This window comes from Rhodococcus sp. NPDC076796 (assembly GCF_040702765.1).
In the GTDB taxonomy this organism is placed as follows: domain Bacteria; phylum Actinomycetota; class Actinomycetes; order Mycobacteriales; family Mycobacteriaceae; genus Rhodococcoides.
This window is the reverse complement of sequence record NZ_JBFBMS010000008.1, coordinates 89,550-101,877: the sequence shown is the minus strand read 5'-3', so window position 1 is coordinate 101,877 and position 12,328 is coordinate 89,550. Positions and strand designations below refer to the sequence as shown.

At 65.3% G+C, this 12,328-nt stretch carries 13 protein-coding genes; 10 read left to right on the top strand and 3 right to left on the bottom strand.

The genetic code is table 11. The annotated features are described in order from the left end of the window. Positions 1 to 22: 22 nt before the first annotated feature. The 3 genes from AB0366_RS21300 (at position 23) to AB0366_RS21290 (ending at position 2,997) form a co-directional block, all read left to right on the top strand. Positions 23 to 226 (top strand): hypothetical protein, encoded by a 204-nt coding sequence (locus AB0366_RS21300; protein ID WP_366245692.1) that lies wholly within the window; start codon positions 23 to 25, stop codon positions 224 to 226. A gap of 67 nt (positions 227 to 293) precedes the next feature. Continuing rightward, positions 294 to 2,597 carry an accessory Sec system translocase SecA2 gene (gene secA2, locus AB0366_RS21295; protein WP_366245690.1) on the top strand — a complete coding sequence of 768 codons (2,304 nt, stop codon included), beginning with the start codon at positions 294 to 296 and terminating at the stop codon, positions 2,595 to 2,597. Continuing rightward, positions 2,590 to 2,997, top strand: a complete 408-nt coding sequence (locus tag AB0366_RS21290) for an META domain-containing protein (protein ID WP_366245689.1) — start codon at positions 2,590 to 2,592, stop codon at positions 2,995 to 2,997. Before secA2 ends, AB0366_RS21290 begins: the two co-directional genes overlap by 8 nt. 4 nt (positions 2,998 to 3,001) lie before the next feature. Here the strand turns inward: AB0366_RS21290 and AB0366_RS21285 are convergent, their stop codons facing one another. Further along, positions 3,002 to 3,589, bottom strand: coding sequence for a TetR/AcrR family transcriptional regulator C-terminal domain-containing protein (locus AB0366_RS21285; protein WP_366245687.1), 588 nt, complete (start codon positions 3,587 to 3,589; stop codon positions 3,002 to 3,004). Between the two features lie 126 nt (positions 3,590 to 3,715). Here AB0366_RS21285 and bioB point away from each other — a divergent pair, with 126 nt between their 5' ends. From bioB to AB0366_RS21270, 3 genes are read left to right on the top strand one after another with little or no spacing between them, the layout of a single operon-like run. Further along, positions 3,716 to 4,708 (top strand): biotin synthase BioB, encoded by a 993-nt coding sequence (gene bioB / locus AB0366_RS21280; RefSeq protein WP_366245685.1) that lies wholly within the window; start codon positions 3,716 to 3,718, stop codon positions 4,706 to 4,708. 22 nt (positions 4,709 to 4,730) lie between these two features. Continuing rightward, positions 4,731 to 4,955, top strand: coding sequence for a hypothetical protein (locus AB0366_RS21275; RefSeq protein WP_366245684.1), 225 nt, complete (start codon positions 4,731 to 4,733; stop codon positions 4,953 to 4,955). 6 nt (positions 4,956 to 4,961) lie between these two features. Beyond that, on the top strand, positions 4,962 to 5,552 hold the full coding sequence (locus AB0366_RS21270; protein ID WP_366245682.1) for a DUF2567 domain-containing protein: 591 nt from the start codon (positions 4,962 to 4,964) through the stop codon (positions 5,550 to 5,552). Positions 5,553 to 5,562: 10 nt separating this feature from the next. On the opposite strand, the gene AB0366_RS21265 is transcribed toward AB0366_RS21270, so the two are convergent. Further along, complete coding sequence (locus AB0366_RS21265) at positions 5,563 to 6,261, bottom strand: NUDIX domain-containing protein (RefSeq protein WP_121872363.1); 699 nt, start codon at positions 6,259 to 6,261, stop codon at positions 5,563 to 5,565. 79 nt (positions 6,262 to 6,340) lie between these two features. Between AB0366_RS21265 and nadA the strand changes: the two genes are divergently transcribed. The 4 genes from nadA to AB0366_RS21245 are packed head-to-tail and all read left to right on the top strand — an operon-like array spanning position 6,341 to position 10,249. After that, a complete protein-coding gene (gene nadA, locus AB0366_RS21260) occupies positions 6,341 to 7,399 on the top strand; it encodes a quinolinate synthase NadA (protein WP_366245680.1) in 1,059 nt (352 codons plus the stop codon). Then, positions 7,396 to 8,964 (top strand): L-aspartate oxidase, encoded by a 1,569-nt coding sequence (locus AB0366_RS21255; protein ID WP_366245679.1) that lies wholly within the window; start codon positions 7,396 to 7,398, stop codon positions 8,962 to 8,964. Before nadA ends, AB0366_RS21255 begins: the two co-directional genes overlap by 4 nt. Before the next feature lies 1 nt (position 8,965). Continuing rightward, complete coding sequence (gene nadC, locus AB0366_RS21250; protein ID WP_366245678.1) at positions 8,966 to 9,841, top strand: carboxylating nicotinate-nucleotide diphosphorylase; 876 nt, start codon at positions 8,966 to 8,968, stop codon at positions 9,839 to 9,841. A 33-nt stretch (positions 9,842 to 9,874) separates the two neighbouring features. Continuing rightward, positions 9,875 to 10,249: an RNA-binding S4 domain-containing protein gene (locus tag AB0366_RS21245; RefSeq protein WP_032394350.1), complete on the top strand. Its 375-nt coding sequence runs from the start codon at positions 9,875 to 9,877 to the stop codon at positions 10,247 to 10,249. Positions 10,250 to 10,444: 195 nt separating this feature from the next. Here the strand turns inward: AB0366_RS21245 and AB0366_RS21240 are convergent, their stop codons facing one another. After that, a complete protein-coding gene (locus AB0366_RS21240; RefSeq protein WP_366245677.1) occupies positions 10,445 to 12,274 on the bottom strand; it encodes a DUF222 domain-containing protein in 1,830 nt (609 codons plus the stop codon). Positions 12,275 to 12,328: the final 54 nt, after the last annotated feature.

Here is a 12,328-nt window from a genome sequence, read left to right as displayed (position 1 = left end):
ACGGTAATGCGAACGCGTCGGTTTGTCCAGGTTTCGCGGTCAAGGTGTATCGGCCCGCGACATCGTCACCGAGGCAGAGGTGCCGGGTATCCGGGTCGGGCATCTTCTTCTGGAGAACCTCGACTCCGACGGTTCGCCGGTGGGAACCGAGCGCAATGCCTATCAGGTGGTGACGCTGGACGACGGTACGCGCCGGATCGCAGTGACGACGCCGCTCGATGCCTAGAGCTGGGCGGAGCCGCACTCGGTACTGTGGGCGGGAACGGTTTTTCTTTCTCAGGTAGGGATAACAGATGGCTTTGGGCTCCGACCGATTCTGGCGTGTACTCGGCCGCTCCGCGCAGAAGGCGCAGAGCACCTCGCGTCGACGCGTCGACCGAGCCCAGGAGCATGCGGAGTGGGCAGCTGCCCTGAGCGAGACCGAGTTGGCGACCGAGGCGACCGCGCTGCGGGTCGACAACGCCGACCGTCTCGATGTTCCGCGGTATCTGGCGTTGACGCGCGAGGCGAGTGAGCGTGCCCTGAAGCTACGGCCCTTCGATGTGCAGCTGCACGGTGCCGTGCGATTGCTCGCCGGTGACGTGGTGGAAATGGCAACCGGCGAGGGCAAGACGTTGGCAGGCGCGATCGCTGCCGTCGGATACGTGTTGTCCGGGCGTTCGGTGCACGTCATCTCGGTCAACGACTTTCTCGCGCAACGTGACGCGCAGTGGATGCGTCCGCTGTTCGACTCCCTCGGCATCACCGTCGGTTCCATCGGCGAGTCCTCGACGGCGCAGGAGCGGCGCACCGCCTATGCCTGCGACATCACCTATGCCTCGGTCAACGAGATCGGTTTCGATGTTCTGCGTGATCATCTGGTGAACGACCGAGACGATCTGGTCGCGCCCGTGCCGGACGTTGCCCTGATCGACGAGGCCGACTCCGTGCTGGTCGACGAGGCGCTCGTTCCGCTGGTGTTGGCCGGTTCGGTCTCCGGCGACGTTTCGACGTCGACGGTCATGGATGCAGTCCGGTTGTTGGACAAGGGTGTCGATTTCGACACCGACGCCGACGGACGCAACGTGTTCCTCACCGACGAGGGCGCGCTGCGGATGGAGAAGGAACTGGGCGGAATCGACCTGTACTCCGAGCATCACGTCGGGACGACGTTGGTGGCAGTCAACGTGGCACTGCACGCCCAGGTGCTGGTCCAGCGCGACGTCGATTACATCGTCCGTGACGGCCGAGTGCAGCTGATCAACGCCTCGCGTGGCCGGGTGGCCGAACTGCAGCGCTGGCCGGACGGGTTGCAGGCCGCGGTCGAGATCAAGGAAGGGCTCGCCGCCACCGAGACCGGTGAAATTCTCGACACGATCACCGTGCAGGCGTTGATCAATCGATACGCAACGGTGTGCGGTATGACCGGCACCGCCATGGCGGCGGGGGAGCAGCTCCGCACGTTCTACGGCCTCGGTGTCTCGGTCATCGAGCCCAATGTGCCGACGGTGCGCGTCGACGAAGACGACCGTGTGTACGACACGATCGAGCACAAGAACGCCGCAATTGCGCTGCATGTGAAGGACATTCACGAGACCGGTCAGCCGATTCTCATCGGCACCCACGATGTGGCCGAGTCCGAGGCGCTTGCCGAGACGCTCACTGCGGCGGGCGTGGAGGTGGTGGTGCTCAATGCCAAGAACGACGCCGAGGAGGCGGCGGTCATCGCGGCGGCGGGCGTACACGGCGCGGTGACGGTATCGACGCAGATCGCCGGACGCGGAACCGACATCAAGCTCGGGGGTCCCGACGGCACCGATCGCGAACGGATTGCCGAGCTCGGCGGACTGTTCGTTCTCGGCACCGGTCGCCACACCACCGAGCGGCTCGACAATCAGCTGCGAGGGCGTGCAGGTAGGCAAGGAGATCCAGGCCGTTCGCTGTTCTTCGGCAGTTGGGAGGACGACGTCGTCAAGAACAACATCGGCGACAAGGATGCACCGAAGGGCATCGACGAGAGCGGAATGTTCACCTCGTCTGCCGCGGCCGACCGCGTCGATCATGCGCAACGCATCGCCGAAGGACAGATGCTCGAAATACATTCGCGCACGTGGCGTTACAACCAGTTGACGGCTCAGCACCGTGAGATCCTCGATCGCCGCCGGGCCACGTTGCTCGACTCCGACGAGGCGTTGACGCTGCTCGAGCAGCACGCACCGACGCGCTCGAAGGAGTTGCGCGAGACCGTGTCCGAGGAGACTCTGGTCGAGGTCGCCCGCCAGATCGTCCTGTACCACCTCGATCGGTCGTGGTCGGACTACCTGGCGCACCTCGCCGACGTGCGCGAGAGCATTCACCTGCGTGCCTTGGGGCGGGAGAACCCGCTGGACGAGTATCACCGGATCGCTGTCGAGGCGTTCAAGACGGTGTCCTCCAAGGCGATGGATCTCTCGCACGCTACGTTCGAGTCGGCCGAGATCACCTCGGACGGAATCGATCTGGACGAAGCCGGCTTGCATCGACCGACATCGACCTGGACGTACATGGTGCACGACAACCCATTCGCGTCCCGCGGAAATGCCGGTGCGGCCGGTTTGGGGCCGATTTTCGGTGGCTGACGCACGCCGCGCGCTGGCCGCACTCGCGTTCGGAGCGAGCGTGGTGGCCTCCGGGTGTGCCGACTCGTACGGCGAATTCCCGGCAGGCAAGACGTACTCGTCGGTCGACGCACCCGACTCCTACACGCCGGTCGCCGGAACGACGGTCGGGCTCGAATTCGTCGACGACCGAATCTCGGCCGAAGCAGGGTGCAACAGGTTGTTCGGCACCGTGGACACCTCGCAGGGCAGGATCACCATCGACGCTCTCGGGTCGACGCGGATGGCCTGCCCGGAGGCGCTGATGGAGCAGGATCGGTGGCTGTCGGCGTTCCTGACTTCCACACCACAGTGGTCTCGGGACAACGGCACCATGACCCTGGACAACGGGAGCGAGCGCATCGTCTTCGCGGAATTCTGACCGATCAGCGGCGGATGCGGTCGGCCGCAGTGTGGCGTGCTCCGTCGAGGAAGAGCTTCAGTCCGAAATCGAATCTGCTCGTCGGGTCGGGACTTTCGAAGAGCGGCGACGCGTCGGGCGTGAGGGCTCCGGCGGAGTCCATCTGGAGTCGCGCCTGCTCGTCCACGGTCTGACCGAGGATGTAGTAGAGCAACGTGTCGGCGGTGAGTTCCGCGTCGCGGCGCGGCAGTCCCGCTCGGATGCACACGGCGGCGATACGTTCGCGAATGTGGTTGGTGGTCAGCCTCGATGCGTAGGTCGCGGCCACCAATTCGGCACCGTCGCGTCGGGAGAGAAGGGCGTCGCGCAATCGGTGCGCGATCTGCGCGATCTGTGCGTCCCACGAGTCCTCGGTGGACGGTGCATCGGCACCCGAGAGTATGTGGTCGGCAATGGCACCGAGCAGCGTCTGCTTGTTGGGAAAGTGCCAGTACAGCGCGCCCGGCTGGACGTGCAGGGACGTCGCCAGACGCCGCATCGTCAGGTCTGCCAGGCCGTACTCGTCGAGAATGGCGATCGCGCCGTCCAGGACGTCATGCCTGTTCAGTTGCACGTACTTCCCCCAAGTCGTTCGACGCCTCGTCGCTTTGACAGTAGCCGAGCGTGGTGCCTAACGTGAACACCGTTCAACTTGAACGGTGTTCAATGGCGATGCCGTTCGACTACGAGGGGACCCGGAATGGACATTTTGCACACGGCGCGTACACAGGTGCTCGGCGACGGCATCGCGCTCGATCGATCTCAGGTTCTCGAGGTTCTCGAGCTCGGTGACGACCGTCTCGAGGAGACGATGCTGTTGGCTCACGAGGTGCGGATGAAGTGGTGCGGGCCCGAGGTCGAGGTGGAAGGAATCGTCAGCCTCAAGACCGGCGGGTGTCCCGAGGACTGTCACTTCTGTTCGCAGTCCGGGCTTTTCGCTTCCCCGGTTCGTGCTGCATGGCTCGACATCCCGTCGCTGGTGGAAGCGGCGAAGCAGACCGCGAAGACCGGAGCGACCGAATTCTGCATCGTCGCCGCGGTACGCGGACCCGACGCTCGGCTGCTCGCGCAGGTCGCCGCGGGTATCGAAGCCATTCGAAACGAGGTCGAGATCGATATCGCCTGCTCGTTGGGCATGCTCGATCAGGAGCAGGTTGATCAGCTCGCGGCGATGGGTGTGCATCGCTACAACCACAATCTCGAGACCTCTCGCTCGTACTTTCCGAACGTGGTGACCACCCATACCTGGGAGGAGCGGTGGAACACCCTGCGGATGGTGCGCGAGGCAGGCATGGAGGTGTGCTGCGGCGGAATTCTCGGCATGGGGGAGACGCTCGAGCAGCGGGCCGAGTTCGCAGCCGATCTCACCGCTCTCGAACCCGACGAGGTGCCCCTGAACTTCCTCAACCCCCGACCGGGAACCCCGTTCGGAGACCTCGATGTGCTGCCGGCATCCGATGCTCTGCGCGCCGTCGCGGCGTTTCGTCTCGCTCTGCCGCGCACCATTCTGAGATTCGCCGGCGGCCGCGAGATCACCCTCGGTGATCTGGGTGCCAAGCAGGGCATTCTGGGCGGTATCAATGCGGTCATCGTCGGCAACTACCTGACGACGCTCGGTCGTCCGGCAGAACAGGATCTCGATCTTCTCGGCGAGCTGCAGATGCCGATCAAAGCGCTCAACTCGACTATCTGATGGGCGTATTAGGGTGGGTCGAATGACGAGCGAGACCCATTACGACCCGCACACCGGTCGGCCTGTCGAAGCAGGAGCCGAGGTGGGCACGGATTCGTTGTCGGTCGCCGTCCGGCTCGGGTTGGAGCCGCCGCGGTTCTGCGCCGAATGTGGCCGCCGCATGGTGGTGCAGATCGTCCCCGACGGGTGGACGTCGTTGTGCTCGCGCCACGGCCTCGTCGACTCGGCCGCGACGGTTAGGCGCTAGGTGGTCATGTCGGAAGATCTCGAAGTCCTACCGCGTAGCAGCACCGTTCGTGTGCTGTCGGTGGTTGTCGGAATCTCGGTGGCAGTGTCGGCCCTGGGCGGGATGCTGTGGGGGTTGTTGGCACCGGCGCAGCAGCTGCTCGTGGTGGCGCAGGACCGCGGGGCGGCCCTGACCGGGGAAAGTCTGCACCGCTTCGACGGCCTCGCGCTGTTCTCGTTCGTGTCCTTGGCCCTCGGTCTCGTCCTCCCGATCGGGTTTTGGCTGTGGAGGTCGGAGCGAGGTCCGCGGCTGTTCGGTGCCGTCTTCGTCGGCGCTCTCGCCGGCTCGGTCGCTGCGACCCTGGTAGGCAACGGGATTGCTGCTCTACGGTTTCCGAAGGCCACCGATCCTCCAGTCGGGTCGATCGTCACCATTGCGCCGAGTATCGAGACTCCGCTGGTGCTGATCGTTCAGGCGCTGACGGCATCGCTGGTGATCCTGCTGCTGGCGGCGATGAATCCGAACGACAATCTGCAACACACCGAACCCGAACCGGACGACCTCGATTCCGAGTTCTTCCCGCCGCCACCGTCGTTCGACTCGAATCGGGCCGACTGACCTAAGCCGTTCACGTCTGCGGCGGGCGCAATGCGGCGAACTCGTCGGTGACTCGAATGCTGTTGTCGGCAAAACGGAACAGCGCAGGCGGTCGGCCACCTGCCTTGCCCGACGGTGCGCGCCGCCCGGTGGGTTCGATGACACCACGCCGGCTCAGTACGCGCTGCAGGTTGGTGGCATCGACCTGATATCCGAGTGCGGCACCGTAGATCTCGCGCAGCGACGAGATCGCGAAATCGACCGGTGCGAGTGCGAATCCGATGTTGGTGTACGAGAGTTTCGCGACCAGTCGATGTCTCGCGTGCGCGACGACGGTTCCGTGATCGAACGACATGTCGGGCAGTGCCGAGACCGGGTGCCACATCGTGTCCGCAGGCAGTGTCGGTTCTGTCGAGATCGGCACCAGGCCGAGGAAGGTCGACGCGATCCGTCGGTCGCCGGGTACGCGTTCGGGTTCGCTGAAGACGGACAACTGCTCGAGGTGCGCCACCGAGCGCACGTCGACCTTCTCGGCGAGCTGACGGCGCGCGGACGTGGCGAGATTCTCGTCGCCACGCAGGGTGCCACCGGGCAGCGACCAGGTGCCGGCCTCCGGGTCGAGAGCGCGCTGCCACAGCAGCACCGCCAGTTCCGGGGCGTCGGGGTCGGAAAAGGCTCGAACTTGGAACACCGCAATGAGTACTTCGTGGACGGTGCTACGATGAATCATGTTTTCGATCATAGGTCGAAAACTCCCTCGGAGGAAATTCGGTCACCGACGACCGGATGATCGGTGAAGGAGAACCGTCATGACCAGCAGCGCTACCCGGGTGAACATCCTCGACTCGGCATTCGCCGGAGTTCGCGACATCGTCGACGGAGCAGGTGGCTACGGGGGAGTCGAGGCAACACCGGAATGGGCCGCCGAGGTCCGACGGCTCGCCGATCTGCGCGGTGCGACGCTGCTCGCACACAACTACCAACTGCCTGCGATCCAGGATGTCGCTGATCATGTCGGCGACTCCCTCGCGCTCTCGCGGATGGCAGCCGAGGTATCCGAGGACACCATCGTGTTCTGCGGAGTGCACTTCATGGCCGAGACGGCCAAGATCCTGAGCCCGCAGAAGACAATCCTCATCCCGGACCAGCGCGCCGGCTGCTCCCTCGCAGATTCCATCACCGCCGAGCAACTCCGCGAATGGAAGGCAGATTTCCCCGAGGCCGTCGTCGTCTCGTACGTCAACACCACGGCCGAGATCAAAGCGCTGACCGATATCTGCTGCACCTCCTCGAACGCCGTCGAGGTGGTCGAGTCGATCGATCCGGGCCGCGACATCCTGTTCCTGCCCGATCAGTTCCTCGGCGCGCACGTCAAGCGCGTCACCGGGCGCGAGAACCTGCACATCTGGGCCGGAGAATGCCACGTGCACGCCGGTATCAACGGCGACGAGTTGGCCGAGAAGTCTCGCACCCACCCCGATGCAGAGCTGTACGTGCACCCCGAATGCGGCTGCGCCACATCGGCTCTGTACCTCGCAGGCGAGGGATTCGTACCAGCGGACAAGGTCAAGATCCTCTCCACCGGCGGCATGCTCGACGCTGCCCGCACCACCGCGTCCAAGCAGGTTCTGGTCGCCACCGAGATCGGCATGCTGCATCAGCTGCGGATGGCGGCACCCGAGGTGGACTTCCTCGCCGTCAACGACCGCGCATCGTGCGGCTACATGAAGATGATCACCCCCGCTGCCTTGCTGCGCTGCCTCGTCGAGGGGCGCGACGAGGTGCACGTCGACCTCGAGACCGCACACATCGCGAGCAAGTCGGTGCAGCGGATGATCGAGATCGGCACCCCGGGCGGCGGCGAGTGAATCCATCGGTCGCATGGGAAACTGCGGCCGATCTCGTCGTCGTCGGCGGCGGAATTGCCGGACTGACCGCGGCCCGCACCGCGGCGGCTCGTGGCCTGCGGGTGATGACCGTCAGCAAGGGGCAGTCCACCGACACGGCGACGCAGTACGCCCAGGGCGGGATCGCTGTCGTCGGTCCCGAACTCGAGGATTCGATCGAATCGCATGTGGCCGACACCTGCGTTGCCGGTGCCGGTTTGTGCGATGAGGACACGGTGCGCTCCATCGTCGCCGGCGGACGCGCGGCGATCACCTCGCTCGAAGCTGCGGGCGCACGGTTCGACCTGGCGGCCGACGGCGCGGTAGCGAGGACCCGCGAGGGCGGCCACAGCGTTTCTCGCATCGTTCACGCCGGGGGAGACGCCACCGGGGCCGAGGTGCAGCGCACGCTGGACGCGTCCGTGCCCACGGTGCAGTTCGACACGACCGCGCTGCGGGTGCTGACCACCGACGGCGAGGTGGTCGGTCTACTCGTGCGCGGGCCTCGCGGCGTCGGCGTCGTTCATTGCCCGACGGTGCTGCTCGCCACCGGTGGACTGGGACAACTCTTTTCGTGCAGCACCAACCCACCCGGCGCGACGGCCGACGGTATTGCGCTCGCACTCGACGCCGGTGCCCGGATCGCGGATCTGGAATTCGTGCAGTTCCATCCGACGGTGCTGTTCGCCGCCGGGTCCACGGGCCGCCGCCCGTTGATCAGCGAGGCAGTGCGAGGAGAGGGAGCTCGGCTTCTCGATGTCGCAGGCAGGCCCTTCATGGCGGGAGTGCACCCGCTCGGTGACCTCGCGCCACGCGACGTGGTCTCGCGCGCCATCGCCGAACTGCTGCACGTCAGCGGTGACGACCACGTGCTGCTGGACGCCCGCACGGTCGAACGCGTCCACGAACGGTTCCCGACCGTGACCGCCTCGTGCCTTGGCGCCGGCATCGATCCGGCGACCGACCTGATTCCGGTGGCACCTGCAGCGCACTATTCGTGCGGGGGCGTGGCGACGGACACGTCCGGACGCACCTCGGTTCCCGGCTTGCTCGCCGCGGGCGAAGTGGCGCGCACCGGGCTGCACGGTGCCAACAGATTGGCGTCGAACAGTCTGCTCGAGGGTCTCGTCGTCGGCGAGCGTGCGGCCTACGTGGCTGCCGAACGGGTGGGACGCACCGGCAGCATTTCGGATGTCGCATTGCCCACGTATCGCCGTATCGACCGCGCGGTGCTGCAGCGCACCATGACCGCCCAGGTCGGCGTCGTACGAGATGCAACGGGTCTTGCTGCAGCGCAACGTATTCTGGCGCACGGCGTGGTATCGGAACCACCGGTCGATGCGCGCGCGGTCGAGGATGCAGCGTTGACCGCTGCGGCAGAGGTGATCGTGCTGGCCGCGTCCGAGCGCCGCGAGAGCCGAGGGTGTCATACCCGACGCGATGTCACGGAGAGTGATCCGGCGCAACGCCGGAGTCTGTTCGTCGAACGAGATCAGGGCGGGCAGTTGACGATAGTGAACGACGATGTGATGACGGGAGCGCACTGACATGACCGACACCCCGAACGAGGTGAACCCGGGCGTCGATCGCGCCGAGGTACTCGCACTGATCAGGACCGCGCTCGACGAGGACCTGCGGTACGGACCCGACATCACCACGCTGGCAACGGTTCCCACCGATGCCGTCGCCACGGCATCGGTGGTCTCGCGTCAGTACGGCACGATCGCCGGGATCGACGTCGGCCTCCTGGTTCTCGACGAGGTGATCGGAGCCGACCAGTACTCCGTCGTGCACCGCATCGAGGACGGATCCGAGGTCGAACCGGGACAGGCCGTTCTCACGGTCGAGGCCCCGACTCGGGGTTTGCTCACTGCCGAACGCACGATGCTCAACATCGTCTGTCACCTTTCGGGGATCGCCACCGCGACGGCCGGCTGGGTTGCCGAGGTCGCCGACACCGAGTGCAAGATCCGGGACAGTCGAAAGACGTTGCCGGGGTTGCGTTCACTGCAGAAGTACGCCGTTCGGGCCGGCGGCGGCGTCAATCATCGGATGGGTCTGGGCGATGCCGCGCTCATCAAGGACAATCACGTGGCGGCTGCAGGTTCGGTCGTCGCTGCCTTGAACGCGGTGCGGGCTGCGGCTCCCGACATCGCGTGCGAGGTCGAGGTCGACAGCCTAGAGCAACTCGACCAGGTGCTCGGCGAGAACGTAGAACTGGTTCTGCTGGACAATTTTCCGCTGTGGCAGACGCAGATGGCAGTGCAACGTCGCGACACCCACGCGCCGCAGACGAAGCTGGAATCCTCGGGCGGCCTGACCGTCGACGTGGCTCGGGACTACGCGCGCACGGGGGTCGACTTCCTCGCGGTGGGCGGTCTGACACACTCGGTGACAGTGCTCGATCTCGGCCTGGACATGTAGTCGAGCCTCGCAATGTGAGGAATGCTTTCGAAAATGGAAGTACAGAGTGTCCGCCTCGACAGTTGGATCTGGGCGGTTCGGTTGTTCAAGACGCGGTCTGCTGCGGCTGCTGCCTGCCGCGGCGGACACGTCCGCGTCAACGGAACTCCCGCCAAACCCGGGCATCGCATCGGCCCCGACGACGAGATCAGGCTGCGGGCCGACGGGGTGGAGAAGATCGTCGTCGTGGTGCGGGCCATCACCAAACGTGTCGGCGCAGCGGTCGTTCCCGAGTGCTTGATCGATCGCAGTCCGCCGCCGCCACCGAAAGAAGTTCTGGCCTCCGTACCGAGGCGTGATCGAGGGGCGGGCAGGCCCACCAAGCGCGATCGGCGTGAGATCGATCGACTGCGGGGCCTGGGCCTCTAGTGCTCCCGGCTCCTTTCAGTTACCCATTCTGTTTCTGGCCATCGACGCTTCCCTTGTCATCGCCGCACCGCTTCTGTTGATGTCAGTGGGACTCGGAACAGCTGTTCTGACTCACAATCGAAAGCGTCACCCGGTTCGCTGAAAGATCCCTACGCGCGTGTAGGCAGGGCTGTGCCCTGACGCTTGTGTGGGTCGTCAGGCGGGTTGTCGTGGTTCTTCGTAACCGGTTTCGTCGGGCTGGTCGGGTGGGTACAGCACTTCCTCGGGGTGGTGTGCGTGATTGATCAGCCCGCGCCTGCGTGGGTCCATTCCGGTGGGTGGATGCCACAGGGTGCGACCCGGATAGCGATGTCCTGCTCCGGTTTTGGTGGTCGCCCACTTTCCTGGTCCGGTGCCGACGAGTGCGTGGTGTATGTCGCAGCCGAAGGTCAATCCGTCGATGTCGGTGTAGCCGCCGTCGACCCAGTCGGTGACGTGATGGGCTTGGCACCACGTTGCCGGGCGGGTGCAGGAGGGGAAGCTGCAGCCACGGTCGCGGGCGATGAGCACGATGCGTTGATCGGCGGAGGCGATGCGTTTCGAGCGGCCGAGGTACAACGCCCTGCCGTGGTCGTCGAAGATCGTCAGGTAGTGGTGGGCGTGGGAGGCCATGCGGATTGCGTCGCGAATCGAGACGCGGGAGCCGGTGCCGGTCATCGCGTAACCGCAGCCAGCTTCGAGATCTTTCAGTGTCATGGTGACGATAGCGGTGACGGGCAGGCCTCGATGTGTGCCGAGGGTGCCGGAGGCGAGTGTCTGCCGGAGCGCCAGTTTCAGGGCGTCGTGATGGCGTTCGCGTTGGGTGCGGATATCCCGCGCGGCGGCAGTGCCGCGTGCTGCAGCCTTACCCAGCGCTTCGTCGCCGCCGCCGTCTGTATCGGCATCGGCTGTGTCGTCGGGTTCGGCTGTGTCGTCGGGCCCTGTGCCGCAACTGCAGTCGATGCCGTCGCCGGACGAGCCGTCACCGTCGCATGGACCGTCGCCCCACAGTCCCGCATCGCTCGTCGGACCGTCGTCCGGCTGTCGGTGCGGTGGGGTCTCGGTATCGCAGACACCACCCGATGGAGGCGAATCCGGTTCAGCTACTGCAGGATCGGGACGCGCACCGTCACTCTCGGCACCAGGGGTCGTGCTGTCCTTGCCGCCGGAAGTGCTGTCGGTCTCGTCATGGACGACGGACGTCGGGTCCGCGGGGTTGTTGACGCCAGGTTTCGCGGCTTTGGAGAACAGGGCTTCGAGGTAGGCGCGTAGTTCGGGGTCGACGCAGAACTTTCCTTCCGACATACCGTCGGCACCCTGCTCACCGAGGTAGAAGAACGCATCCCTCCGCTTCCGTGGCCTCGGCTTTCCGTCCTCGTCTTCGTCATCGTCGTCGTGGTCGCCGTCGGGGTTGAGGATCGAGTCCAAATGCGCGACGACCGGCGCGAAGTCGTCGGGCCGGAACTTCTTCGCATCTGTCACCAATTGCTGTTCGGCGAGATCGCGGGTTTGCGGATCGACACTCGAGGGGAGATGTCTGAAGAATTCGCGGATCATCTGCACATGCTTGGCATCGAGCAACCCCGACCGCAGTGCTTCGGCAGTTCGCGGCAGCAACGGCGGCAGGACTTCACCCGAGAACGCGGTCCGGTCACCCAACTCCGCCGCCAGACGCACTCGTGCACCCGCTGCTCGTGGGGTGATCCGCAGCATCCATGCCACCGACGACGGCACCGACCCCGGATACACATCGAGGCCGTGCTGACCGATGAGTTCGTTGAGCCAGGTGTACAAGTACGCCGACAGGGATCGGGTCAGCATCTCCATCCGTTGGATCACCGCACGCCGATCCGCATTCGTCCACGACACCGACGCCTGTTCCGCCAACTCCGCCACCGCGGACTCGACCCGGTCGACCAACATCGACAACTTCGGATCGGACACCTCAGGGGTGGGCGGCACCGTATCGATCCCGTCCACCCCTGATCCGCCGTCCCCCGAAAGCATGAACAGAATCTACCGCGACCCACCGACACACTCTCGAACACACGTTCTCATGGA